This is a genomic window from Dyella sp. OK584 (genome assembly GCF_057787755.1).
Window position 1 is genome coordinate 3396253 of record NZ_CM173542.1, and the last position, 23912, is coordinate 3420164.

Annotated in this window: 22 protein-coding genes; 9 read left to right on the top strand and 13 right to left on the bottom strand. The window is 60.3% G+C overall.

The genetic code is table 11. The annotated features are described in order from the left end of the window. Positions 1-73: 73 nt before the first annotated feature. The 6 genes from AC3CBN_RS15325 to AC3CBN_RS15350 form a co-directional block, all read right to left on the bottom strand. Positions 74-847, bottom strand: coding sequence for an alpha/beta hydrolase (locus AC3CBN_RS15325; RefSeq protein ID WP_488633864.1), 774 nt, complete (start codon positions 845-847; stop codon positions 74-76). Positions 848-1308: 461 nt separating this feature from the next. Further along, positions 1309-1725, bottom strand: coding sequence for a helix-turn-helix domain-containing protein (locus AC3CBN_RS15330; RefSeq protein WP_488636746.1), 417 nt, complete (start codon positions 1723-1725; stop codon positions 1309-1311). A gap of 165 nt (positions 1726-1890) precedes the next feature. Beyond that, positions 1891-2523: a DUF2268 domain-containing putative Zn-dependent protease gene (locus AC3CBN_RS15335; RefSeq protein ID WP_488633865.1), complete on the bottom strand. Its 633-nt coding sequence runs from the start codon at positions 2521-2523 to the stop codon at positions 1891-1893. Positions 2524-3024: 501 nt separating this feature from the next. After that, positions 3025-3975, bottom strand: coding sequence for a phosphotransferase (locus tag AC3CBN_RS15340; RefSeq protein ID WP_488633866.1), 951 nt, complete (start codon positions 3973-3975; stop codon positions 3025-3027). Between the two features lie 4 nt (positions 3976-3979). Next, positions 3980-4969, bottom strand: a complete 990-nt coding sequence (locus AC3CBN_RS15345; protein ID WP_488633867.1) for an alpha/beta hydrolase family protein — start codon at positions 4967-4969, stop codon at positions 3980-3982. 43 nt (positions 4970-5012) lie between these two features. Beyond that, the gene (locus AC3CBN_RS15350) at positions 5013-5456 is read right to left on the bottom strand and encodes a hypothetical protein (protein WP_488633868.1); all 444 of its coding nucleotides are present in this window, start codon (positions 5454-5456) and stop codon (positions 5013-5015) included. A gap of 282 nt (positions 5457-5738) precedes the next feature. Here AC3CBN_RS15350 and AC3CBN_RS15355 point away from each other — a divergent pair, with 282 nt between their 5' ends. Beyond that, positions 5739-6773 (top strand): sensor histidine kinase, encoded by a 1035-nt coding sequence (locus AC3CBN_RS15355; RefSeq protein WP_488633869.1) that lies wholly within the window; start codon positions 5739-5741, stop codon positions 6771-6773. After that, complete coding sequence (locus AC3CBN_RS15360; RefSeq protein ID WP_488633870.1) at positions 6770-7564, top strand: LytR/AlgR family response regulator transcription factor; 795 nt, start codon at positions 6770-6772, stop codon at positions 7562-7564. Before AC3CBN_RS15355 ends, AC3CBN_RS15360 begins: the two co-directional genes overlap by 4 nt. 164 nt (positions 7565-7728) lie before the next feature. On the opposite strand, the gene AC3CBN_RS15365 is transcribed toward AC3CBN_RS15360, so the two are convergent. Together AC3CBN_RS15365 and AC3CBN_RS15370 are read right to left on the bottom strand one after the other, a co-directional pair. Continuing rightward, positions 7729-8256 carry a GrpB family protein gene (locus tag AC3CBN_RS15365; protein WP_488633871.1) on the bottom strand — a complete coding sequence of 176 codons (528 nt, stop codon included), beginning with the start codon at positions 8254-8256 and terminating at the stop codon, positions 7729-7731. A gap of 110 nt (positions 8257-8366) precedes the next feature. Continuing rightward, a complete protein-coding gene (locus AC3CBN_RS15370) occupies positions 8367-8882 on the bottom strand; it encodes an SRPBCC family protein (RefSeq protein WP_488633872.1) in 516 nt (171 codons plus the stop codon). 361 nt (positions 8883-9243) lie between these two features. Between AC3CBN_RS15370 and AC3CBN_RS15375 the strand changes: the two genes are divergently transcribed. The 5 genes from AC3CBN_RS15375 (at position 9244) to AC3CBN_RS15395 (ending at position 14170) form a co-directional block, all read left to right on the top strand. Continuing rightward, positions 9244-9762: a tetratricopeptide repeat protein gene (locus tag AC3CBN_RS15375; protein WP_488633873.1), complete on the top strand. Its 519-nt coding sequence runs from the start codon at positions 9244-9246 to the stop codon at positions 9760-9762. A 290-nt stretch (positions 9763-10052) separates the two neighbouring features. Continuing rightward, positions 10053-12125: an alkaline phosphatase D family protein gene (locus tag AC3CBN_RS15380; protein WP_488633874.1), complete on the top strand. Its 2073-nt coding sequence runs from the start codon at positions 10053-10055 to the stop codon at positions 12123-12125. Between the two features lie 45 nt (positions 12126-12170). Next, complete coding sequence (locus AC3CBN_RS15385) at positions 12171-12902, top strand: helix-turn-helix domain-containing protein (RefSeq protein ID WP_488633875.1); 732 nt, start codon at positions 12171-12173, stop codon at positions 12900-12902. Next, positions 12899-13639 carry a nuclear transport factor 2 family protein gene (locus AC3CBN_RS15390; protein ID WP_488633876.1) on the top strand — a complete coding sequence of 247 codons (741 nt, stop codon included), beginning with the start codon at positions 12899-12901 and terminating at the stop codon, positions 13637-13639. The genes AC3CBN_RS15385 and AC3CBN_RS15390 overlap by 4 nt, the downstream gene beginning before the upstream one ends. A gap of 42 nt (positions 13640-13681) precedes the next feature. Beyond that, positions 13682-14170 carry a CYTH domain-containing protein gene (locus AC3CBN_RS15395; protein WP_488633877.1) on the top strand — a complete coding sequence of 163 codons (489 nt, stop codon included), beginning with the start codon at positions 13682-13684 and terminating at the stop codon, positions 14168-14170. 165 nt (positions 14171-14335) lie between these two features. Here the strand turns inward: AC3CBN_RS15395 and AC3CBN_RS15400 are convergent, their stop codons facing one another. The 3 genes from AC3CBN_RS15400 to AC3CBN_RS15410 all read right to left on the bottom strand — a co-directional run bounded on the left by AC3CBN_RS15400 (position 14336) and on the right by AC3CBN_RS15410 (position 18750). Then, a complete protein-coding gene (locus tag AC3CBN_RS15400) occupies positions 14336-15715 on the bottom strand; it encodes an FAD-containing oxidoreductase (RefSeq protein ID WP_488633878.1) in 1380 nt (459 codons plus the stop codon). Positions 15716-15810: 95 nt separating this feature from the next. Then, positions 15811-17559 carry an ATP-binding cassette domain-containing protein gene (locus AC3CBN_RS15405; protein WP_488633879.1) on the bottom strand — a complete coding sequence of 583 codons (1749 nt, stop codon included), beginning with the start codon at positions 17557-17559 and terminating at the stop codon, positions 15811-15813. Positions 17560-17727: 168 nt separating this feature from the next. Next, the gene (locus AC3CBN_RS15410; RefSeq protein WP_488633880.1) at positions 17728-18750 is read right to left on the bottom strand and encodes a phosphoenolpyruvate carboxykinase (ATP); all 1023 of its coding nucleotides are present in this window, start codon (positions 18748-18750) and stop codon (positions 17728-17730) included. A gap of 202 nt (positions 18751-18952) precedes the next feature. Here AC3CBN_RS15410 and AC3CBN_RS15415 point away from each other — a divergent pair, with 202 nt between their 5' ends. Both AC3CBN_RS15415 and AC3CBN_RS15420 read left to right on the top strand, forming a co-directional pair. After that, entirely contained in the window at positions 18953-20443 is a 1491-nt protein-coding gene (locus AC3CBN_RS15415; protein WP_488633881.1) for a B12-binding domain-containing radical SAM protein, read from the top strand. A 7-nt stretch (positions 20444-20450) separates the two neighbouring features. Next, positions 20451-21674, top strand: a complete 1224-nt coding sequence (locus tag AC3CBN_RS15420) for a nucleotidyltransferase family protein (RefSeq protein ID WP_488633882.1) — start codon at positions 20451-20453, stop codon at positions 21672-21674. On the opposite strand, the gene AC3CBN_RS15425 is transcribed toward AC3CBN_RS15420, so the two are convergent. Both AC3CBN_RS15425 and AC3CBN_RS15430 read right to left on the bottom strand, forming a co-directional pair. Beyond that, positions 21671-22795: a glycosyltransferase family 4 protein gene (locus AC3CBN_RS15425; RefSeq protein WP_488633883.1), complete on the bottom strand. Its 1125-nt coding sequence runs from the start codon at positions 22793-22795 to the stop codon at positions 21671-21673. The two genes, AC3CBN_RS15420 and AC3CBN_RS15425, sit on opposite strands and share 4 nt — an antisense overlap. Beyond that, positions 22792-23874, bottom strand: a complete 1083-nt coding sequence (locus AC3CBN_RS15430; RefSeq protein ID WP_488636747.1) for a glycosyltransferase family 4 protein — start codon at positions 23872-23874, stop codon at positions 22792-22794. Before AC3CBN_RS15430 ends, AC3CBN_RS15425 begins: the two co-directional genes overlap by 4 nt. Between the last annotated feature and the right edge of the window lie 38 nt (positions 23875-23912).

Below are 23912 nucleotides of genomic sequence, written 5' to 3' on the forward strand. Positions count from 1 at the left end.
TGAACCAGACCTTCGACGGAGGCCTAGGTGGCACGTGCGAACCCGCACCGACCGGGCCTCCGTTCCAGTAGCACTACGGAATGGCGTGGTTGGCCGCGTCTTCGATCAACGCAGCCACTTCCTTCGGATGGGACTCGTACACGGAGTGGCTTGCGCCCTGCACTTCGATCGTATGGCTGTGCGCGCGCTTGGCGTACATCCGCTCAAGGTCCGGATTGATGATGCGATCGGCAGTCGCCACCGCGTACCAACTTGGCTTGCTCCTCCAGGCCGGCTGACCGGCCGGTACCGTAAACACAGAGGCCGCGGTGAGCTCTTGCGCCTGTGCCTCGAACTCAGCCTGTTGCTTCGGCAGATCGGCAGCGAAGTCAGCCGGATAATGTGCGGGATCGAGGTACGTAAAGCCATCGGCAGTCTTCTTGACGGCCTTCGTCGCATTCGGATAGAGCTTGCCGTTGCCGACTTCCGTTTCGTTTTGATCCAGCGCGTGCGCGGCAATGTAGACGAGCCCTGCAACGTTGGGTTCGTTGCCGACATCCGTGATGATCGCGCCGCCGTAACTATGGCCCACAAGAATGGTGGGGCCATCCTGCATGTCGACGATCCGCTTCACGGCCGTCACGTCGTCGCTGAAGGAGGTCAGCGGGTGTTCGGCGACGGAAACGTTGTACCCGTCCTTTACCAGGATGTCATAGACCGGTTTCCATCCGCTGCCGTTCACCCACGCACCATGCACGAGCACGATGTTGTGTACGCGCGTCGCTGCGAACGCCGGGCTGCATGCCGCGGCCGCGCCAAACAGGATGGCCGTAGAAAGAAGAAAGCCCTTTGTCGTTTTGCCAATCATCGTCATTTCCTCAGGAGGTTGATTTGCCCGGTGAACTGATCGTTCAAACCAGCGCGCTCGGACCGTATTGCTAGTCTGGAAAAAGTGGCCTTACCGAAGGCTGGCCCGAAAATGACAATGTTGTAAGGAATTATTCGGTACTTTGCGCCAGGCGACTTCCATGCAGCATTTGAGGCGAACAGGCCTTACCGAAATCATGCTCACCCGGCGCCCGGGGTTGCGGTGAAATCAGGAGCCGGGCTCCGTGGCTGCCATATCCAACGCCAAACGCTGATATCAACTTTCGGTGAAAGCGTCTTGGTCAGCATGAGAAACACGGCGCGGTGCCGTTGTATGCCAGCGTCTTTATGGACATTCTGGTGTCCTCTTTGAGCATGCGCGAGAGATTTGCGAGCGTTCTTCCGACGACGCTGATGACTTGGTCGCGTCGGCTCGCTTCCTTCGCTTGTCGCGGATTTGGCTCAGAGGTAGGCCGTGACAGCCCGACTCCTCTGCGTCTCCGGCGAGGAGGCATGGAATCGATACTCACTAGGAGCCATGCCAGTGGCACGCCTGAAGGCCCGGCAAAAATTCGCATGAGACGAAAAGTTGCAAATCATGGCCACGTCGAGGATGGAACGGGTCGTTTCCCGTAGAAGCATTTTGGCGTACTCAGCGCGCCGTTCGCTTACATAGTGATAGGGCGATTTACCGGTCGAAGCACGAAACGCGCGGGCAAAGTGAAACCTGCTCAGGCAAGCGATACTGGCCAGTATCTCTACGGACAGCCTGTCCTCGAGGTGCTCTTCGATGAAAGAAAGCACGCGATCCAGGCGTGGCTTTCGGCGCACCCCTCGGTCTTGATACTGCTCTCTCGCTACTTGTCGTTCGCTCTTCATCCCGACAACCAATGAAAAGCGATGCTGCGTAGCGTCTCCTTCCTCACGGCAAAAGCCCGAAATGAGACGACCCACGATCGCGTTGAGTCGACGGAGGAATCAAATACTTTTCCGCAGCTATCGAAGCAGCTCGGTCACCTCGTCCATTGACCATGATCCCAAGCGCTAGTGAAGCGGAATGCCCGGATACCAACCACTCTTGATCAGAAACGCCTTGGGGTCGGTTATTTCCAGGATGTCCTTCAGGGCCTGTTGCTTGTCCTCGGCACGCTGGTAATAGGATTTGGCGATTCGGTAGCCGACCCAATAGCCCAGGTCGCCCGGTTTGCTTAGCGTACCGTTGTAAAGCCAATGGGAAAGATCGGTCTTGTCTTCGTCGGCGACGAAGGCCGTTTCGATCTCTTTCTCGTGCCCCTTCGTCATCGCCCCGAGATTGATGTAGGCGACGCTGCCGGATATCTGCTCAGCGGTGAACTCGGCTGCGCCTTCGATTAGCGACTCCTCGAGCATCGTGGGTTTGGGGTCGTCGTACATGACCGGTGCTTGCAGCGCCTGCTGGACGTGGGCGTATTCGTGCGCAAGCACATGCACGAAGCGGTCATCCACATTGCCATCAAGGTAGTTGATCGCGCAAAGGGCCTCGAGGCCAATCATGACGCCGGATGCATCGGTGACGCCCACCGGCTTTCCTCGACCAACGGCGATGGTCACCGGTGCGAATTTCGCCGGCGGGTAAAGTTGTCCAAGCTTGTGCAGTGCGGCACCCAATCGCAGGCGCACTGACGGTAGAACTGCCATGCATCGCTTGGCATCCGAATAGACCGTCGGGTGCGCCGCCATGGCTTTGGCGATCGAGGCCCCTGTAATGTTTCGCAGTCCTGCGAAACGATGAAGCCCCTCCGAACCTGGATCGAGGTAATCGTGTTGAAGCTGGTCGGCCGTTGGCTGTCCGCCTGCGTCCTCATAGACCTTAAAGAACAAAAAAACATCCTCGATGTGGATGTCTGGCCCCTGTTTGGCGCTGACGGGTGTCGACGGAACATCCTGTGATGCTTGCGACGTGGCCGTACATGCCAGCGCGCCGACGACAAGAGAAACACACATCCACCTCATCTCTCACCTCACAATTTCAGAAGTCATCGCCAAAAATGGCATCGCCGTGACTGGCTCTCAACTTATTGCTCATGGGCGCGCTGCGTTGCGATCAAGCGCGGCGCTGGCCACTGGCGATCACTCGCTTCCGGTGCTGTTCGGTCGCGCCCTATTCTTTAACTGCTTCGCTATCGTCAGCGGTGCCACTCAATCCAGATGGTCATCGGCAAGGCGCCGCAGCATGTCCGCGCCCATCTTTTCATGACGATCATTGTCGATACGCCCGCTATCGAGCAGGATCGCTCCAAAAACCACTACCCAGCCGCGCGCCCTCGCAATGAGGTCGGATGACGCACCATAGAACGCGAGAGCTTCCTGCCTCGCTTCAGGGGACTCAAAAGCTGCCCAGATCGAGGCCAGGTCGGTAGCAGCATCACCCGCACACACGTCACCCCAATCGATGACAGAAACTAGCCTTCCCTCATGTACAAGCATGTTGCGTGCATGCATGTCACCGTGAATCCAAAGCCGCGTGTTCGAAGGCTTGGCGGCAAGTCCCTCGTACCAGGCCGCTTCGACTGCGCACGTTATCGCCGTCGTCGTGATGCTTAGCCGCTCCAGCCTGGCCCCGACAGCATTCTCTCTATCGATCAAACGACAACCACGATAGAGGTTGGTTGGCGCGTTGGCCGGCGCGGTCTGATGCAAAGCCTTCAGAAAGAAAGCGAGCGTCTTTGCCTCGGACGTATCAGGTGGGACAACATCTGCTGCCTCACCGGCAATCCATGGAACGACACTCCAGCGCCAGGGAAAGCTGGCCGCCGGCAACCCAATGCGAATGGGCAATGGAATTGGCAAAGGGAGTAACGGGAGCCGACAAAGCCAGCGTTGCTCATTTTCGATGAGTGAGGCCGCTAGTTGCCGGCGTGGCAGGCGCACGAGTAGCTGCGAGCCGAGGCGGAACATCGCGTTATCCCATCCCGCGTCGAACGCCTCGATGGACTGAAGAGCGAGATCAGGGTGCTGCTCAAGCAATAGCGAGCGCAGCAATGCAGCATCGATCTCAAGTTCGGCAGGCGGAGTTCCCAACATGGCCTCTCGATTGACGTTCGACCACGGCATGCTGCCTGTGGTCGCCTTGACGATGCCGGATGCCATTTACCTATGAGTGAAGGAACCAGTCCGAAAGGGACCTGCGGACGTTCTCCAAAGCTTGCTTGTCGGCGGCCCAGTTATGAGGCATGCCGGCTAGCTGCATGAATTTGATTCTTTGCTCAGATCGCGTCTTCCGGTAATACGGCAGCAAGCTGTCATACAACGCCGATGCTTCCTTCGACGCAATGACGGAGTCTTCGCCTCCTTGTAGCAGGAGTATGGCGGGTGGCACCTTTCCCTGCACTATGTCAGCAGCGTGCCGAGTGGCATCCGTTTTCTCGGCCAGGCTTCGAGATTCCGAAGACCACGCATAGGGCTTGCCGGTGACGTGTTCCATGGCATCTATCGACGCACTCAGGCCTGTCGAGGCGTTGATCAGCACCGCTGTGCCGATTGCGACCTTTTGTTGAGACATGGCGTAGAGGGCCGCAGCACCACCTGCAGAAAAGCCGACCAGCCCGATCTTCGCCACCGACTCCATGCAGCCGCGTCGCTTCAATGCATCCACCACGAGTGGCAGCTCATCTCCTGCCCCAACCACCGTGGGCTTGAAGACCAGAAGTCCGAAGTCTTGCTTCTGGCGACTAGAAAGTTCCTTAATGCCCCCTGGTAGGGCGCGCTCACCAAAGAGAGGCAGCCCCAGGTAGACCTTCACTGCAGGAACGTCGTCGAGCGGAAGCGCCTCCATCATCGCGCGTTCACTTGCCGGCGGCCCGTACCCATGCCAAAGGACAATCGGCGGCCTCATCGCCGTCCGGGGTATGCGCAGAATCGCTGGAACTCCGGCAAGTGTCGTTTGCACGGTGGTTACGTCAGCTCCGGTTCCCTGACCGTTGGCACAGGTAACCGTCTCATCCCATTTGACCATATCCCGAACGGCGGCCGCTTCCTGTTGCGCTGATGCGAAGCAGGAGTAAGAAGCAGCAATGAACGCGAGTGCCGTCATTGAAAGACGACGCAAGCGACACGCCGACTTGAGTGCCAACCCGTTCCGCATGATTTTTCCTTAGGTTGAGGTGAACCGTTTGAGACAGCCTTCGTTACGCTTCCTGCAAAGAATGCAGTCGCTTTGGCTTCGCAATCCATGCAATGGGAATACCCACCAGCACGATGTGGCTGAAAAGTTGTTCCGTCACGCCTGCGACCGAGAAATGTGGAAACAATGTTGGCCAGCGCAATGGCAATACAACCAGATTCATCACCGCCCACAAGATCAGGCCATAGAGGACACCTGAAAGAATGGGTCGCTCGCCTATCCAATGGACGCGGCGTGCCGCCATCATGAAAACCGAGACCATGACAAACATGATGGCGAAATGTATAAGCAGTCCGGCGAGAACGCCAGCGATGCCCGCATGGCGCGCATCCGGCCATATGCTGGTGGCAATGCCGACCAAGACGACGAAGGGGCTGTGCCCATCGAGTATGGCGTAGGCTAAAGCAGAGACCATGTCGAGCACACCGGCGATCAGTGTGGCTTGCACGATCAATCTCATCCGACTCTTGTAGGCACCACCAGTCATTGCGTTCTCCCGTAACCCATGCAATACGAAGTTTCATCCTCTGCGGCGCGTTACCCCAGGGATGATCGACGCCGAGGTTAACAGCGGCATTGTTGGCCGGAACTTGTTTTCGCCGAGTGGACCGCTTGCGACTGCCAGTCGGTACATAAGCGACTTCCACGCATGACGATCCTGGAGCAAACTGCGCCGACTATGGCGCAATCTGTCGACCCTGGAAAACGATCTCAGTTCTGGCTCGTACAGATGGCCGGATGGCTTGGCTACGGCCTCATCAGTGCACTTGGTGCACTCCCGTACCGCAACGCCTACCCGGTACTTCTCTATTTTTTCGGTACGACGGCAACTGCTTTTATCGCGAGTCTGATCATGCTGGCGCTCAGTCGCCGACTGGCCGCGGCCAGGGTGTCCTGGCCAAGGACATTCGCCATCATCATCGTGTGCTCGTATGGATTGGGAATTGCCTGCTCGATAGCAGGAGCTGCGATCGAGGCGGCGTTCGGCCATATGCCAGCGGAAGCGGCGCGCTGGCGCTCCGTCGTGTTCGTTGGCTTTGCCAATGCGCTCAGTCCAACGATCATGCTGGTGGCCTGGAGCGCACTCTATCGCGGGGCCTGGCATTGGCGCGAGGTACGGCAACACGAGCGACAACTGCTGCTAGCCGAGTCCTTGGCTCGTGAGGCCGAGCTCAAGGCCCTTCGTTATCAGATTACGCCACACTTTTTGTTCAACACGCTCAACGGCATTTCCACGCTCGTTGGCGAGGGCGAGACACAGGCCGCTCGCCGTATGATCGCGCTCCTGGCCGATTTCCTGCGTTCCACCCTTGAGCCCGCGCAGCAAGGCGACGTGACCATGGCGAAGGAGCTCACCCAGGTCCAGCAATACATCGAGATCGAACAGATCCGCCTTGGGCACCGCCTGGTCGCCACCATCCAATGCGACCCAGACGTGCTCGACACCCTGGTCCCCCACCTTCTTCTCCAGCCGTTGGTCGAAAATGCGATTCGTCACGGCATCGCTCCCCGCACCGAAGGCGGCTCACTATCTTTGGCGGTAACCGGCAACGGCGATGCCGTGCGGATAGCGATTCACAACAGCGCAGGCGACCCGCAGAAGGGCAAAGCGAAAACCGGTGGCCTTGGCCTCGCCAATACAGCTGCGCGACTCGCGGCCCGTTACCGCGAAAACTATCGCTTCTCTGCTTCCGGTGACGCGCGCCACGGGTGGGAGACGGTGATAGAAATTCCTCGCCATGTCGTTTCGGATCCAGCGCCATGATTCGGGTACTCATCGTTGACGACGAACCGCTGGCCCGCCGCGGCGTTCGCGTGTGTCTTCGCAGGGCCAACGATGTACTCATTGTCGGCGAGGCCGACTCAGGTCCAAAGGCGCTGGAGAAAATCAGGGAGCTTCACCCCGAACTTGTCTTTCTCGATGTGCAGATGCCCGATATGGACGGCTTCGAGATGCTCTCCAGGATCGAACCTGGAGACATGCCGCTCATCATTTTCCTTACCGCTTATGATTCCTACGCCTTGAAAGCTTTTGGTGTCCATGCACTCGACTACGTCATGAAGCCTATCGACGACGAGCGCTTCGACGAGGCACTTCAGGTTGCGCGTCGACGTCTTCTGGATAAGCGCGCTGGCGAGAAAATCGACGGGGTTAAGAATCTGCTGCATACCCCCGCTTCTGCTTCCGAGGATGCGTGGCAAACCCGCTTTGAGGTCAAGCATGGAGGCAGAACGACCTGGGTATCCACGGATGACATCGACTGGATCGAGGCCAGCGGGGACTACGTCATTCTGCATGTCGGCCAGCGCGTCCACATGATTCATGCAAGCATGGATGGCATTGAGCAGCGCCTCGATCCATCAGGCTTTGCGCGCATACACCGATCGACGATCGTTGCGTTGGCGCGGGTGCAAGGATTTACCCTGCTTCCCTCGCGTGATGCCTTGCTAACGCTCAAGGACGGGACGGAGTTGCGGATCAGCCGGCGCTTTCGACACCGACTCAGCCTGGATGGAATTCGAACACTTAGGCCAGCCCCGGCTCGTTCGTCCTGACGCTTACCTGCCCTGCCGGCGCCGGATCATGGCTATCGAATACGTTTTACGCGCTGCCGGTGATCTGAAGCTCAACACGCCTGACACGCCCGACGCGTCGACGCACAACCCACACCTCGAAGATTCAGCGATGAGCTCAAGTGAATGCCACTCACTTTGAAACCTTATCCCTTGAGATTCATGTCGCGGATCGTGCCCAGAAACGCGTCTGAATAACCTGCGCTGCCTAGTACTTCCAAAAGGAAATCGGTTTTGCCCATCCCGTAACGCCGGGAATCATTGGGGAATCGCTCGGCAAGTTGCTTCTTGAGCTCACCGTAGGCATCGGCCGCAGGATGGAATTTCCGAAGGTAGTCGCGCACGGCCAGGTGGTTTTCCAGCGCCACACTGCCTCGAACACAAGCGTACAGATGATGTGGCGGCAGAACGGCTGGATTCTCGAAAGCCTCGCGATCCTCGATGCCAAGATTACCACCATGGAAGTACCCGATATGACTAAGGCGCTCAATCACCACAGGCATATCGGAGCGCGCGGGAACGATGACGTCGATATCGATGATGGGCTTTGCAGCGAGCCCCGGAACCGATGTACTGCCGACGTGTTCGACGGCATCGGCGATACCCCGGACAGCCTTCCAGATAGACGCCCGTAGCCGTTCGAAAATCAGCGGCCACGATGGGTCGTAGGCCACGACAAGAATGTTCCGCTGGCGTGACCTTGGCATCTCAAGCGTTCTCGAACCGGAGGGCATGGGACTCTTGGCAAGGTAGTTTCTGGATGCGGACTTTGGCTGAGACGCGGTTAGTTCTGATGGCAATCGGTACGCCACGCGTCTATCGATTTGTGCGCCTTTCCCTCATGCGCGATTCGCTCTGCCTCGCAGCCCAAGCCCTCCGCGAAGGCCTCAAAAATCGGGCGAAAGTCCGGCATCTTCTTTTTGACCAACGCAAAGATCACGCCCGAAAAGCGCTCCCCCATGACGAAGTCGGTCGAGCCATCCCTTTGCGGTTCGAGAGAAAAAGTACGGATGCCCTTGAAAAGCGGAATGACGCCGTCGCTCCAAACCATGCACCGGGCAGGAACGACGCCGGAGACCCGGGGAGAAAAAGTGCGTCTCGTACCCGGGACATGCAGCCGAAGACGCTCACCTTCCTCGATCCGCCCCTCGATGAGGGTAATGGTGGAGTTCCAACGCGGAAAACCCTCGGCGTCGGTGAGCAACGCCCAAACGACATCGGCATTTGCTCGTATGTTCAACCGTACGCAACACGTCATCGTTGTCGTCGTGTCGACTCGGGTAAATTGTGGTTGGGTCATGCCTTGATTCCTGTTGCAGGCTCACCCCGCGAGGGGGCGAATATCACGATGCGGGCGCGTTCTGCAGTCCACGCACAGCCGGAGTGGGTCCAGACCTGGAATGATTGGGAAGCATCGCCAGATGGGCTGAGGAGCACCACGCCTATCCAGCTATTCTCTCTGGTGAACGATCGAAAGACAGCCATCGACCCGTACCGCTTGACTGGCACAAACGGTCCTTGCGGCGAAATTTCAAGATGGTCGATCTCACTGCGATCTAGCATTAGCGTCGCAGAACAAACAATGAAGGCCTCTATGCCAATCGGCAGGGTCTTCTGGTAACAGCGCCGACACCAGGCCCGCGGGCCGACGGAGACATTGCATGAATACATCCGCCACGTCCTGGGATTCACGCATTGATGAGGTGTGGAAACGCGCGACCACGATGGCTCCCGACGAACTCGTGCGCTCGATCGACGCGCTGGTGCTGGAACGTCCCGAGAACGACGCAACCGGGCTTTTCGAGCGCGCCTGTGCTCGTGACACTGCGGGACTTGAGGAACAGGCTGAACCGTTGTATCGCGCCGCATTGGCTACTCACGCATTGGACGAGTATCGCCGGGCGCGCGCGAACATTCAGCTTGGCAGCACATTGCGCGCACTCGGCAAATTGGAAGAAAGCGAACAAACACTCAAGGCGGAGCTCGATCGCCACATGCAGCCCGGAAATCCTGCCACCCTGCACGATGAAGCTCGCGCGATTCTCTCGCTGACCTACCTCGCCCAGGGGCGTGCAAGTGAGGCGGCCGGACTCCTGCTGAGCACTCTGGGCCCACGTTTGTCCCGGTACCACCGCTCGCTCGCCACCCAGGCCGCGAGCTGGGTCGATTGGGCTTGGTAAGTCCGCGGAGTCCTCACGCAATCCCGTCAACGCGATGGGTCAACGCTATGTGCATCAGGGGCTGAGCCACTCGTGCCTGCATGGTACGGAAGATGGATGGGCGGCTTATGTCCCATTGGTTGGGTGTTGCGAAGCGCGCGGTGAGAGTACTTTGCCGCCGGGTTGATCTGATCATCCAGCTGTAGGGCCGGCAGGTCAGATTGCCGGGCGCCTGTATGGCGTCCAGCCGAAGATCATCGGCCTTCTTGCTTGGCTCATCGACCATTGCGACAACCATCGGGACACACTTCATGATGCAACTCACCCGGCGCCAGTTTCTTGCCGCGGCCACTGCGTTCGGCGCCGCCGCCATCTGGAGCAACCCCATCTTCTCGAAGTCACGCATTGCGTGGCGCGAAAGTCGGGAGCGGTATCCCGAAGGCGTCGCTTCGGGTGATCCAACGCCCGATAGCGTGCTGCTCTGGACACGCTATCCATCGACCGATGCCCGCAAGCTCTGGACGCTTCAGGTTGAAGTAGCTGAAGACGCGGCGTTCGAGCGCGTGGTCGCCAGCGGCAACGCGCGCGTCTCCATCACTTCGGACTGGACCTGCCGTGTCCTGATCGGCGGGCTCAAGCCTGCGCGTGAATACTGGTATCGCTTCACCGATAAAGACGGCAATGGCAGCCGCATCGGCCGCACGCTGACCGCACCCGAAGATGGGGACACGCGTCCGGTGCGCTTTGCATTCGTCTCGTGCCAGAACGCCAACTTGGGCGCACAGAATGCGTATCGGCGGATGATCTACGAGGACGAACGCACCGCGCCCGAGGACCGTCTGGGCTTTGTGCTGCACCTGGGCGACTTCATCTACGAAATCGTCTGGTACCCGGAAGATCGACCGCAAGGCATGTACGACCGCCACATTCGCGACATCGTGCGTTACGCACACGGCGAGAAAATCGACGACCTCCATGTCCCGACCACGGTCGACGACTACCGGGCGATTTACCACGCCTACCTGCACGACCCGGATGTGCAGGATGCGCGAGCGCGCTTTCCCTTTGTGTCGATCTGGGACAACCACGAATTCAGCTGGCTCGGCTGGCAAAGCTTGCAGAAATTCGACGGCAAAACGCGCCCTGCACAAACACGCAAGGTCGCGGCCAACCAGGCATGGTTCGAAGTCCATCCTGCGCGCGTGAAAACGCCGAGTGCATCGCTCGAATGGTTCGGTCCACCGAGCGTGGTGGATGCACCGATCGAGCATTTCGACGATGCGGGACTCGGCCTGGAACCGAACAACCTCGCCGCGCTCGCGAGCCTCACCGGTTACCGCGCGTTGCGCTGGGGCAAGCACGTCGATCTGATCATCACCGACCAGCGTAGCTACCGCTCGGAGGACCCTATGGGCCGCTCCGAGGCAAAGGCTTTTTCAAGCAAGGACTTCCCCCAGTTCATTCCACAGGAAGCGCAGGAAATCCTCGACGCCGGGCGCACCTACAACCACGGCCAGCCGCCTGCGGCCATCCGCTACGGCGACCAGGATGTGGAGAATTTCCAGCACGACAAGCCGCCCCAAACCATCCTGGGTGCCACGCAGAAGGCGTGGTTCCTGCAGCAACTGAAGGCGTCAAAGGCGACCTGGAAAATCTGGGGCAACACCACGGCCACTCTGGACATGCGCGCCGACCCGCAGAACTTGCCGGCCGGATTGACCAAGCCATGGCCCGGTGCTGGCTATGCCGGTTTTGGCGGTGGCGACCACAGCAGCGCCTATGTCGAGCGTGCCGAGATCTATGATTTCGTCGCACGCGAAGGCATTACCGGCTTTGCCACCGTCGCCGGCGATCGGCACAGCTTCTGGGCCGGACTGGCGGCGAAGGCACTGCCACCGAAGGCTTTCGAACCGGTCGGCATTGCCTTCGTCGTTGGGTCGATCTCCGCGCCGGGCACGGTGGAGGCGATCGAGCATGGCTTTCCGAAGAAACACCCTCTGCGCCCACTATTCCTCGCCGACAGGCCCGGCACGGACAAGCCCGAGCCCGCCATCAACATGCTGCTGCGCCATGGTGTTCGCGCCTGTCTGGAATACGCCAGAAGTGGCGATCTGGCGAAAGCACGTGCGGCGTCGAATCCGGATAACGCGCCGCATGCGGCCTTCGTCGACATGGGCGGCCACGGCTATGCGGTCGTGCGTGCATCGAGCGACGCACTGGAAACCGAATTTGTCTGCATTCCACGCCCCATCGAGCGCAGCGACCGCGAGGATGGTGGTCCATTGGTTTATCGCGTATTGCATCGGACAACGCCATGGGCAGTCGGTGAACGGCCGCGCATGGAGCAGCGGATGCTTGAGGGCGATGCACCATTTTCGGTCTGAGCAAGAAGCAGATGGGGTGCTTGAATCTTTGAGAGCCGATAACTCATGAAGTTGCCAAGACGCACGATCAGTAGCGGTATTGATCGACTCCCGCCCGGGCTTGGGATGCCACGGCATCAACATCTGCACGCCTACGTCACGATCATCCTCGCCGGTTCCTATGAGCAAGTCAGCTACGCCGGCCGTCAAATCGTTGAAGCCGGCGATATTCTTCTGCAGCCCACGCTGGATTGCCACGCTGACCGAATGATCAGCCACGGCGTCGATATTCTGCGCATTCCGTGGACCCGAGATTTCTCGTTCGGTGGCGTATTCCGCAGTGGGCCCGTTGACGAGATCAGGCGCGCGGCGGAACAAGATGAGTTTGAAACCAAACGGCTTTTGATGCGAGTTTTCGCAACGCGGCGTCCCCACGTCTTTGCGAAGGCAGATTGGGAAGACGTTCTGGCGGAACGTCTATGCCATGCTGCCGAGACGAAAATTCAGGACTTCGCCGAAGAGTTCGGTATTTCGCGCGAAACGATCTCGCGCAACTTTCGACGCTCCCATGGTGTATCACCCGCCGGATTCCGCAGTGAGATCCGCGCCCGGGAGGCCTGGCGCCGCATCCTCGTCGCGCCCGACTCGCTCTCCAGGATTGCATTCGAAGTGGGCTTCGCCGACCAGCCCCACATGACGCGAGCCGTTCGCAACCTGACCGGAATGCCCCCCGTTGCCTGGCGAACGTCACATTCGTTCAATGCAGAAAGCGCGACACCGAATATGGTCACGGCATGATCGCTCTTCTCGCTGCCTTCGCTCTTGCCACCGCCGCTCCGGCAGGCGACCTCCAATCGACGCTGCGAGCCAAGGATCAAGCGCTGCTCAATGCCATCGCACCGGGAGATCGATCGGTGTGGGAAGCCGCGCTCGCTCCGGACGCCGTTTACGTGGACGAAAATGGAACGATCATGGATCGCGCCAAGTTTCTCGCCCAACTCGAGCCGTTGCCCGCTGGGTTGTCGGGCCATATCGATATCACCGACTACAAGCTGGTTGAGAACGGCGACATCGCGATGGTCGTTCACGCGGACGACGAGTATGAAACCTTTCACGGGCACGACCTTCGCGCGCGCTACCTGATGACGGAGACGTGGCTTCGTCGTGCGGGACAATGGAAGCTCTCTTTGGTCCATGCTTATGTCGTTGCGGAGGATCCACCGGCCGTGGCGGCGACACCGGCCGAACTGGACTCCTATGTCGGTCGCTATCGTGCGGCGCCGGATCTGGTTTACGTCATCCGTCGCGATGGCGATCATTTGTTGGGTGGCGTGGAAGGCGGCACTCAGCGGCCGCTGATGGTGGAGACAGCCAACGTGCTTTTCATGCCGGGCCAACCCAGGATTCGCAAGATTTTTCAGCGCGATGCCCATGGACATGTGATCGAGTTCATCAACCGACGTGAAGGCGAGGATCTGCATTGGGTCGCGATCAAAGCACCAGGCGCGGATCACCCGGCCGCGAAACAACCATGAAAGGCTGCATGAACCTGTCCTTCGATATATCTTCTTTCCCGTATGAATGATCCGGCAGATGCACAGCCGAAATATTCGCTGGCGGAAGTGGAGCGCCGATGGATTGTGTTACGGGGCCTCCTGACCACACTTGAAGGCCAGCCGTATCGAATCGTGGAGGATCTCTACGTCGAACAGACGCAGCTGCGCCTGCGCAAGGTAAGCGACTCGCTTGGTAATGTGGTCTACAAGTTCTGCAAGAAGTATGGCCGGGGCGCATCCCTGTCCAATCCGATCACGAACATCTACCTATCGCCCGCAGAATATCAAGTGCTTTCGATGCTAAATGGCGCGCGCATCCGCAAGCGTCGCTACGCCATCGCAGGAGGGGCCATCGATGTCTACCCGGGCCTGCATCCTCTTGCCATCTTCGAGGTTGAATTCGAATCCGAACAGGAAGCAGAAGGTTACGCCCCGCCTCACTTTGTCGATAGAGAAGTCACCGACGACGCAGAGTATTCGGGTGCAGCTCTTGCTGCGCGATTGGCGTGACGCTGGCGACGATCAAAATTCTAGCGTGCCGCCTGTTCACGCCCGCGAGATTGACTCGATCCGGATGAAGTCCGTAACACCGCGTTGCTAGCGCAGTTCATGCCTGCTCTTACCGATGTCCGTTTTGCGCCAATCAAACGCACCGCTGCAACAGGAATGTCACCATCACGCTGATGGTTTCAGGTCTTGCAGCGTGGTCGGCAGCAACTCGGCGATGGTGGGATGGATGTGGACGGCGTGCGTCACGGTGCGATAAGGCGCCTTCGCATACATGGTGTCGAGCAGACAGTGGATGGCTTCATCGCCGCTGGCGCCCAGGATGGTGGCGCCAAGCAACTGCTCGCTTTTCCCATCCACAACTACCTTCATGAAGCCGAGCGTTTCACCTCGCTCAATGGCGCGGCCCACCCGAGCCATGGGTCGCACGCCGACACGCACGTCATGGCCTTTTCGCAAGGCCTCCTGCTCGGTGAGTCCGATGCGCGCCAACGGCGGGTCGATGAACAATGCATAGGCAGGGATGCGATCGGAGATGCGTCGCTGCTCCTTGTCCAGCACGTTGGCGGCGACGATCTCGTAGTCGTTGTACGAGGTGTGGGTGAAGGCACCCTTGCCATTGCAATCGCCCATGGCCCAGATGCCTGCAACATTGGTTCGACACTGGTCATCCACGATGATGTAGCCACGTTCATCCATAGCTACGCCAGCCTTGTCCAGGCCAAGCATGTCCGTGTTGGGACGACGGCCAACAGCCAGCAGCAGGTGTGTGCCGGAAACTTCCATACGCGGCTGCGCGCACTTGGCCACAATGCTGATATCTCCGGCCGTGCCGTGTAGTTCGATGCACTCCGCGGCGAGGTGAAACGCGATGCCTTCCTGCTGCAGAAGGTCGACCACGGCGGCTGACACCTCGGGATCCTCACGAGGCAGCAGGCTTTCACTGCGCTCGACAATACTCACCTCGGCGCCGAAACGACGAAACATCTGCCCGAACTCCAGCCCGATATAGCTGCCACCGACGATCACCAGATGTCGCGGGAGTTCGCGCAAGTCCATGACGCTCACGTTGGTGAGAAAGGGCACGGTATCGACACCGGGAAAGTCCGGTATCGCGGCGCGACCGCCGACATTGAGAAATATCTCGTCCGCTTCGATCAATGCATCATCCACACGCATGCTTCGCGGTGATTCGAACGTTGCGTGCCCGCGCAGCAGCGTGACGTTGGACATGCCGGCCAGCCACTTTTCCACATTGCTGCGCGAACGCCCGGAGATGCCTCGGGTGCGTTCCCAGACTTGCTCCATATCCACCATCACGTCGCCGCCGTTACGCACGCCGTAATCCGCCGCACGGCGCCCCATGTGGGCAACATAGGCACTTGCCACCATCGCCTTGGTCGGAATACAGCCGGTGTTGACGCAGGTGCCGCCCACCAGCTTGCGCTCGATCACCGCGACCTTGCGGCCCGTCTTGCCCAGGCGCTCAGCCAGCGATGGCCCCGCCTGCCCCGCCCCCACCACTACTGCATCGAATCGCTGCGTCATCACGTTCGCTCCCAGAGTCGAATGAGCAAGCGTGACACTAAAGCGCGCAAGGAATCGTCAATGGCGCCCAGACTCAATCCGTAGCACCGCGCAGGCTAAAGCGGCGTGGCGCAAGGATCGCCGGTATTTCTGCTGGTCTTTTCTGCCCTTTGGCGGATGGCTGTCACGGAGTCATTGCCGATGCTCAGGCACTGATCCGCCACTGCTGCCACGCCGGGTCGATGCGACACGACGATCAGAATCGTGCCGGGAAGCCGGCGCTTCATGGCTGAGAGGACTGCGGTCTCGGAGGCGGCATCGAGCGCGCTCGTAGCCTCGTCCAGCAGGGCAAGGAACGGTTTGCGCAGAATGACCTGAGCCAGCAGCAGTCGCTGTAGCTCACCTCCGGAGAGCCGACTGGAAGAGCTCTGCAACGCTGTATCCAGTCCGTGGCTTGAGGTAGCCAGCCGCTTGTCCAGGCCGACGTCGGCCAACGCGCTCAGTAACATCTCGTCCGTGGCTTTGGGCGCGGCCCAGAGCAGGCACTCGCGAACGGAATGCTGCCAGGGCCGAACACTCTGGCTGACGTAGGCGCCGTTGCGTACGAGTTCGCGGTACTCATCAAACTCGATGGGCCGCTCGCCGACGCGCGCCAAGAAAGATTCCGGCTTGATCATGCCTGCCAATACGTCGACCAGGCTGCTTTTGCCGATACCAGAATCACCAAAGATCAGTGTCAGCTCGCCAGGCGCCAGAATCAGGTCGGCAACATCCAGCCCAGCAGATGGTGGCCGCAGTCGCATCCCATCAATGTGCAGCACACCATCAAACGTCGCCGTTCGCGATGAGGCAGAAGGTGGCCTGACTGAATCCAGACTCATGTACCGGTCCCAGAGCTTGAAAGCCGGGGCAGCCGAACGCAGCTGCTGAAAACTCTGACGGGTCGACACCAGATATGGCAGCAGGCGTCCGAGCAGTAGACACACCGCGATCAGCGACGCCTGATCGATCCCGTGCCAATGATAGGCAAGCACGAAGACCGCGGCGATTCCTGCCGCTGCCACTAACTCCAGCAACAGCCGCCCGGAGGCCACGAGTTCCAGTTGACGCTGATAGCCGTGACCAAGTCGAGCGGAAATGTCGCCGTAACTCGTCTTCTCCGCGTCCTCCCGCCCGAACGAACGAATGTGGCGAAGACGTCGCGGAAATTCCTCGCTCAACCAGAACAGCCGTGTCATGTCGGCAATGTATTGATGGCTGACTTGCGACTGCTCGCGACCGAAAGCGCGTGATGCGACCAGACCGATGCCGGCAACCAGCGGAGCCGCGAGCACCAGCGGCGGTGACACGCAGAAGGCAATCACCAGGGTGACGATCGTGGTTACCGCGGCGACCAGCAATTGCAGCAGCGCGCTGAATCCCACATTGATGATCTCGACATTGTGCGTGAGTACATTGGCGATTTCCGCAGACGTGGAGTCTGCCAGCGAAACCAGAGGTGCATCGACCAGGCGTGCGTGAACGAGGCGTCGTCGCGTCATGCCGTAGTGGCTGGTCAGGCGGGCACCCATCCGCGCAGTCAGCCAGCGAAGCACGGCAAAAGCGGCAGTGGCGGCGGCAAAACATGCGGCCTGCAGCTCAACGCTACTGCCTACGTTGAGCAAGAGGCTGGCAAACGGTGGCGGGTGTCCCGGCTGGACCAGCGGTACCAGAAGAACCGCAGCCACGCTGCCGGCGAGCGCGCTCGCCAACGACAGCACAACGTACACAGCCATTTCCGCCATGTCGGTGGCCGTGAGCGTGTGTGCAAGCGAGCGCAGCAGATCACGGGCGCCATCACGTGCCGTCGGTTGCTCGCCCGACATTTTCACAGGCTCGCAACACTTGTTGGCAGCAACGCACCGTGCCTTGATGACGCTTTCCAATGGCGATTCAGGACGACACCTCTTCCGGGCAGGCAATGTCAATGTCGGTGAGTGCGATCACAGGCAAAAATGGTTGCACATGCGCCACGCCGCAAGCGGTCCGAAGGGTCAGCCCAGCAACTGCAAAATGGCATCCACAGCCGCCCGAGGATGGCGTCCGCGTCGCAGTTCGTAAGCGCCCTGCTCCATCAGTCGCTGCTCGAAGCGATGCCAGCCGGGCTGTCCGGACGCATACGGCTGATTGGCAGACAATCGGGCGGCGATATCGGCCTTGGGAATCGGGCTCAGCAATTCACAGGAATCGCCCGCCAATTGGCTGGAAACGAACACTGCACCGGCCAGTTCCAGCGGGGCCGCTGCGATTTGGCCGTGACTGTGCCTCACATCGGCCTCGAACTTCTCCACGCCACTGCGACGGCGGATGACCGGCGCCTGGTCGATCCAGCGCCGGCTTTCTTCATCGTCAATGAAACGCAGGGCATCGGCCTGCACGTGCACGTAGTTGGCAACGCCAGTGGCGCGCAGACTCTCCGGCTGAACGAAAACGGCATCTTCAGCGAGAAAGTCCATCCCCTGCAGCAGACCGTGCAGCGCCAGTGTCGATTTGCCTGAACCGCTGCGCCCCAGCAACAGCATGCCGCGCCCCTGCCGTCCAATACAGGCGCCATGCAGTGGCACCAGGCCCAGCCCGCGTGTTGCCAGGGTAAAGACGGCAAATTCGATGAGCTCGTAGCGCAGGTGGTACGGGTGGCTCAACATGTCTTCGGAGGCCACCACCAGGGCCCGATGCAGCTCCGGCACCAGCACCACGTAATTTGACGCATCCATCACGCTACAGAGCACACCCGCACCCGATTGCATCTGCGCGAGGGGCGGCTCGCCAATCCCCGGCGGCCCGTCACGGTGCGTTAATCGCAATTCAATGCGAAGCTCCGGCGCCGCCGTCGACAGCTCGTACTGCGGCAGCCCGCCATAGGCGACCTCGACCAGGTGCAGCAGCGCCTGGCTATCGCTTTCGAACCGGAAGCGCCCACCCAGGATCTTCTTCTGCACGGAAAAACGGTAGGCGTGACGCTCGCCAAAAGGGTCGTCAATGCCGGAGTTGTTGTCGTTGCGGGGAGTCAGGGACATGGCCATCAATCGAAAGTTTCAGCCGATTTGATAGCACAGCCCGGCGGCGCATGACATCGAAATATATTTGCCTGACCAGGCAACCGAACACCTGGGCGGCGGCACTCACGTCCAAGCGGCATTGAACGAGGAGCCGGCATGCCGGCCCCCACTCTGAAGCATTGCAGCTGATCCCCGCAGCGACGATTGAGGCTCCTCCGAGATGCTAAAGATTCTGGTTGGCCACTCCTATTTCCTGAGGTTCGATCGGAAACAATGGGAGCGCGGCAAGCCGTATCCCCCGCTAGCGACGATCCAGGTCGCCGCACTCCTACGCCAGATGGGGCATGACATCGCGTTGTTCGACGCAATGCTTGCTGATGGCGTGGAGGACTATGGCGAAGACCTGGAACGCACACAGCCGGATGTGGTTGTCCTCTATGAGGACAACTTCAATTACCTGACCAAGATGTGCCTCGGCCGCATGCGCGAGGCAGCATGTCAGATGATCGCGCAGGCGCACAGCCGCGGAGCGCGGGTGATTGTTGCAGGCTCCGATGCGTCCGATCAGCCCGATGCCTTTCTCGCGGCAGGTGCAGATGTCGTGCTCATCGGTGAGGGCATCGCGCCGCTGGTCGAACTGATCGGGCGACTGCAACAGGATCCGGACATCGATACCCAGCATTGGGTTTCCGGCATCACAGGCGTGGCGTCGCTGGTAAGCGGACAGACAAGCCTGACCCGCATCGGTGCGGTACCGCCCGATCCGCGAATCGTCGGCCGCCCGGCCTGGGATCTGGTAGACATCGAACGCTACCGGCAGTTGTGGAGCGAACGACACGGCTACTTCAGCCTCAACATGGCAGCATCCCGAGGCTGTCCGTTCCGCTGCAACTGGTGCGCCAAACCCATCTGGGGCAACCACTACAACAGACGCACCGCCGAGGATGTCGCCGGGGAGATGAGTTCTCTGAAGAAATCGTTCGGAGCCGATCACATCTGGCTGGCAGACGATATCTTCGGTTTCCATGTCGACTGGGTGGAAGAGTTCGGTGCGCGTCTGCGCGCCACCGACGGATCAATTCCTTTCACCATCCAGACGCGTGCCGACCTGATCAGTGAACGCATGGCAGCCGCGCTGAAGAACGCTGGCTGCGCAGAGGCCTGGATCGGTGCGGAGAGCGGCAGTCAACATGTGCTGGACAGGATGAACAAGGGCACGACGGTTGCCGACCTCATCGCGGCCCGGAAACGACTGGGCGAGCACGGCATACGCGTCGGCTTCTTTATCCAGCTTGGCTATCTTGGCGAGCAACTCGAAGATTTGCTGGCGACGCGTGAGCTGATCTCACAGGCCGCTCCTGATGACATTGGCGTCAGTGTTTCTTACCCGCTGCCCGGGACAAAGTTCTACGACCTGGTGAAGGCCCAGCTTGGTGAAAAGACGCATTGGCGGGAGAGCAATGACCTGGCGATGATGTTTCGTGGCGCCTACGACTCGGACTTCTATCGCAGCGTGCGCGACCTGCTGCATGAGCAGGTGATCGTGCAGCAGTTGATGTCGACCGGGCAACCGGAGCGTCATGACGACGCGCGCAACGCACTCAATATGCAGTGGGATGCACTCATCGCCAGCGAGCAAGCGCATCGTAACCAGGACGAAACGATGCCTCTACTCGTGGCCACGCAAAACAAAGCCCAAGCCCTGCTCTAGGTCCGCCATGCTGCCGCCGCTAAAAATCGTCAAGGATGGCTTGCGCCTAACCACCGAGGCGCTCGCTGTGGAATTGGCGCAGGCCCGGCCAGGAAACGCCACTCCCGAATGGAGCGATCTTGAGTGGCGACTGGCTTGCGCCGCTGCCGCGGTACACGGCGTGTCGCCGTTACTCAGTAGAGTTTCCACGTGGCAGAACCCAGGCTGGCGATTGTTTCTTGATAAACAGCGCGAGCACGTCGAGCTTCGTCATCGCCGCATCGAATCGCTACTGGAACGCATCGACACAGGCGCTCGCGTCGCCGGATTGGCCCTGGTCCCCCTGAAAGGTTCCGCACTGCACGCGCTGGGGCTTTACGCGCCGGGCGAAAGGCCAATGGCGGATATTGACCTGCTGGCACACGACGACGATGTGGTTCAGACGATCAGGCTGCTGCTTGAGCTCGGCTATGTGGAGTCGTTTGCCCAGTGGAAGCACCGGGTTTTCAAGCCGGCGATGGGTGAACCCTCGACCGAGCTGGGCGATCACCGCGACACGCCAGTCACCATCGAGCTGCACACTCGCATCCAGGAGCGGCTGCCGGTATCCATCGTTGATATCACCGAGCGGATCTATCCGAGAAATCCGCGCCCTGGCCTCAATCCCTATCCGTCGATCGGCGCGTTGATGAGCCATCTTCTGCTGCACACGGCGGGCAACATCTGCAACCGAAGCTTGCGACTGCTGCACCTGAACGACATTTCGCTGTTGGCGACACGCATGGTCGCAAGTGACTGGAACGAATTGTGGGATGAACGCGCCGTTGAAGCACCCTGGTGGGCATTACCGCCACTGCATCTGGTGGCGCGCTATTACAGCAACGCCGTGCCACAGTCTGTGCTTGCGCGACTGGAACGCGACTGCCCTCCCTTGTTGCGAACGATCTCTCGCCACCAGACGCTGACGCAGGTTTCGTGCTCGGAGCTATGGCTCCACGCGTTGCCAGGCATCGAATGGTCACGCTCCCTTCGTGAAGTCAGACAGTACGTCAGGAATCGTGTCAGGCCTTCCGATGAGGCCATCAAGGAGCGCGACGACATGGTTCGGACGCAGCTCTGGCTGCAGGGACAAAGCTGGGTGACCACGCGCCAACGGCGTCGCATCCTGACCTGGCTCACCCGATCGGTGCCTCGTATGGACATCATGCACGCGGTGCGCGCAGCACTGGAGTCCCCAGCTTCCGTGCGCTAAAGCGCGTCCAAGCTGCCGACGTCGAACATGCGCAATTGCCGATAAATGGTTTCGAAAGAGCTGGCGGTGTAATCCGCATCCTCGCGAATCGCCCTGCGTTGTGCAGCCCCGGCCAGACGGAGCCGCAATGGCTCGTCGTCAAGCACCTGGCGGATAGTGCGCGCGAGCCCGGCCCAGTCACCAACAGGCACGGTCAGCGCGGCCGAGGGCGTCCACTCCGCCATATGTCCGACGGCAGTACCCACCGCAGGCACGCCCGCCACCGCAGCTTCAAGCAACACCAGCGGCCCCGCCTCGTGCAACGACGACATCACCAGCAGGTCGGCCGACTCCATGATCGGCCGCAGTTCGCGCTGCGTCTTGAAGCCAAGCAGCCTGACGTGTCGTTCCAGCCCAAGCTGGGAAGTCAGCTTATGCACTTCACCTTGCAGCGTGTCCACGCCGACGATATCCATCTGAAAGTCCAAGCCTTCTCCAGCAAGGACAGCCAGCGCGCGCAGCAGCGTTGGCTGATCCTTTACGCGATTGAGGCTGGCGACGTGAAGCAGCCGCGCCGGCCCTGTGCTGCGCAGGCGCGGTGCGAGCGGCGGCCATGCGCCCAGGTCAACGCCGAGTGGTACGCGACGGGCCTTGATACCGAGCGCCTCCAGCGAGTCGATGATCGGCGCACTGGCCGCCGTGACGGCATCGGCAACACGCAATACAAGCGCTTCGCGCAGCCGACCTTTCCAACGCTGCCGTCCGCCGTAGCCAATCGCATGCAGTGCGACGAGTTCTCCGCCTGCGATATGCACCAGGCTCGGCACGCCCAACAGTTTCGCCGAAGCAACCGCCACGAAGCTGCATGAACCCGAGAAAATGGCATGAATAAGATCAAACGGCGCGCGGCGATGCTCGGCGCGAACGGCCCCGATCGCACGCAGGCGCGTCCATCGGTTGCCAATGTTGTGAATGGTGGCGCCGGCAAGTTGCCAGCGGCCTGCTGTTGGCTCTTGCTGCAGGGCGAACACATGAACTTCGTGAGTCAGTGCCAGCCGCTCGATAAGCGAGAGCAACGCCGGGATCACGCGGAACTCACCGCTGCGATCCACGCCGCCTGGAACCACCAGCGCGAGTTTCAAGGCGCCCTCCGTCGCTCGCCGTTGAGCACCTGCGTATAGGCGTCGGTCCACTGACGACCCACCGCCAGAAAGGAAAGCGTGGCGTCGAAATGTGCGCGCACTTGCGCAGGCGTCGGGCGGTTGGTTGCTGTGGCAACCAGCGCCTTGGCCAGTCGCACCGAGTCACCACGCGGCCACAGACTACCGATGCAGCCCCCGCCGGTTAGCGCCTGGAATGATGGAATATCCGTGACGACGGGTGCCACGCCACAAGCCAGCGCTTCCAGCAAGGCATAACCGCAGCTCTCGGCGAGGCTGCCGGAGACAAAGATATCCGCGGCCTGCATCAATAATTCAATGCGTTCGTGCGCAACTTTGCCCAGCAAATGCACGCGCCCCGTGAGTCGTGGATCGCTTTCGATACGCCGTTTAACTTCCGGGAGCAATGGTGCACTGCCAAAAGCACACCACAGCTGCAGATCGGGTAGCTGCGACGCGGCCTGTGCGACGCCGTCCAGCACGGTCAACGGGTCTTTGCCGGCGCTCAGATGGCCTACCCACACTACGCACGGATCGCCGTGGAGGCCGGTTTCGCCGCGGGCGTGGGCACGACTGCCTGGGGTAAAACGGCTACTGGACTCCGGTATGGAAAACACTCGCGCCTGCGGATCCAACAGGCGAGCCTTGATGAATGGCTGCGCGAGTTCCGACGCGGTGAATGCAACGCCTGAGGCGGCCGTATACCATCGCCTCCATTGCGGCCGCCGCCACCAGCGTGGCGGCCGGTCGGCGTGGTCCTGAAGAACGATGGGAGTCATCGGCAGGTATTGCGACAGAGCAAAAGCATCCTCGGCGAACCCCAGGCTGTGCACGTGCAAAACGTCCGCCTTGATGTCGCCAAGCAGGCTGGCGAAGTGACGGCTGCGGCCCGCCGCCGCCTCTGCTTTACGAACATCCGTGAAGTGATAGTCGATGCCGTTGCGTGTCACGCGCTCGGTGCACGCCGCTGCCTGGATCACCGAAACGCGCGTTCCGGAGCTAGCCACCGCTTCGGCGACATCGACGAGGGACGGCCATTGTTCAAGCACCTCGGCGGGCATCCGGCCATCCGGCGCCTTGAGAAAATTGATCTGCGCGA

Excerpts from the sequence above, each read along its gene's own strand:
- AC3CBN_RS15410 (WP_488633880.1), bottom strand. The coding sequence starts at position 18,750 with ATGTCCCTGACTCCCCGCAACGACAACAACTCCGGCATTGACGACCCT.
- AC3CBN_RS15325 (WP_488633864.1), bottom strand. The coding sequence starts at position 847 with ATGATTGGCAAAACGACAAAGGGCTTTCTTCTTTCTACGGCCATCCTG.
- AC3CBN_RS15340 (WP_488633866.1), bottom strand. The coding sequence starts at position 3,975 with ATGGCATCCGGCATCGTCAAGGCGACCACAGGCAGCATGCCGTGGTCG.
- AC3CBN_RS15375 (WP_488633873.1), top strand. The coding sequence starts at position 9,244 with ATGAATACATCCGCCACGTCCTGGGATTCACGCATTGATGAGGTGTGG.
- AC3CBN_RS15335 (WP_488633865.1), bottom strand. The coding sequence starts at position 2,523 with ATGGCAGTTCTACCGTCAGTGCGCCTGCGATTGGGTGCCGCACTGCAC.
- AC3CBN_RS15355 (WP_488633869.1), top strand. The coding sequence starts at position 5,739 with ATGGCCGGATGGCTTGGCTACGGCCTCATCAGTGCACTTGGTGCACTC.
- AC3CBN_RS15345 (WP_488633867.1), bottom strand. The coding sequence starts at position 4,969 with ATGCGGAACGGGTTGGCACTCAAGTCGGCGTGTCGCTTGCGTCGTCTT.
- AC3CBN_RS15405 (WP_488633879.1), bottom strand. The coding sequence starts at position 17,559 with ATGTCGGGCGAGCAACCGACGGCACGTGATGGCGCCCGTGATCTGCTG.
- AC3CBN_RS15385 (WP_488633875.1), top strand. The coding sequence starts at position 12,171 with ATGAAGTTGCCAAGACGCACGATCAGTAGCGGTATTGATCGACTCCCG.
- AC3CBN_RS15380 (WP_488633874.1), top strand. The coding sequence starts at position 10,053 with ATGATGCAACTCACCCGGCGCCAGTTTCTTGCCGCGGCCACTGCGTTC.
- AC3CBN_RS15330 (WP_488636746.1), bottom strand. The coding sequence starts at position 1,725 with ATGAAGAGCGAACGACAAGTAGCGAGAGAGCAGTATCAAGACCGAGGG.
- AC3CBN_RS15430 (WP_488636747.1), bottom strand. The coding sequence starts at position 23,874 with ATGCCCGCCGAGGTGCTTGAACAATGGCCGTCCCTCGTCGATGTCGCC.
- AC3CBN_RS15370 (WP_488633872.1), bottom strand. The coding sequence starts at position 8,882 with ATGACCCAACCACAATTTACCCGAGTCGACACGACGACAACGATGACG.
- AC3CBN_RS15415 (WP_488633881.1), top strand. The coding sequence starts at position 18,953 with ATGCTAAAGATTCTGGTTGGCCACTCCTATTTCCTGAGGTTCGATCGG.
- AC3CBN_RS15420 (WP_488633882.1), top strand. The coding sequence starts at position 20,451 with ATGCTGCCGCCGCTAAAAATCGTCAAGGATGGCTTGCGCCTAACCACC.
- AC3CBN_RS15360 (WP_488633870.1), top strand. The coding sequence starts at position 6,770 with ATGATTCGGGTACTCATCGTTGACGACGAACCGCTGGCCCGCCGCGGC.
- AC3CBN_RS15395 (WP_488633877.1), top strand. The coding sequence starts at position 13,682 with ATGAATGATCCGGCAGATGCACAGCCGAAATATTCGCTGGCGGAAGTG.
- AC3CBN_RS15400 (WP_488633878.1), bottom strand. The coding sequence starts at position 15,715 with ATGACGCAGCGATTCGATGCAGTAGTGGTGGGGGCGGGGCAGGCGGGG.
- AC3CBN_RS15390 (WP_488633876.1), top strand. The coding sequence starts at position 12,899 with ATGATCGCTCTTCTCGCTGCCTTCGCTCTTGCCACCGCCGCTCCGGCA.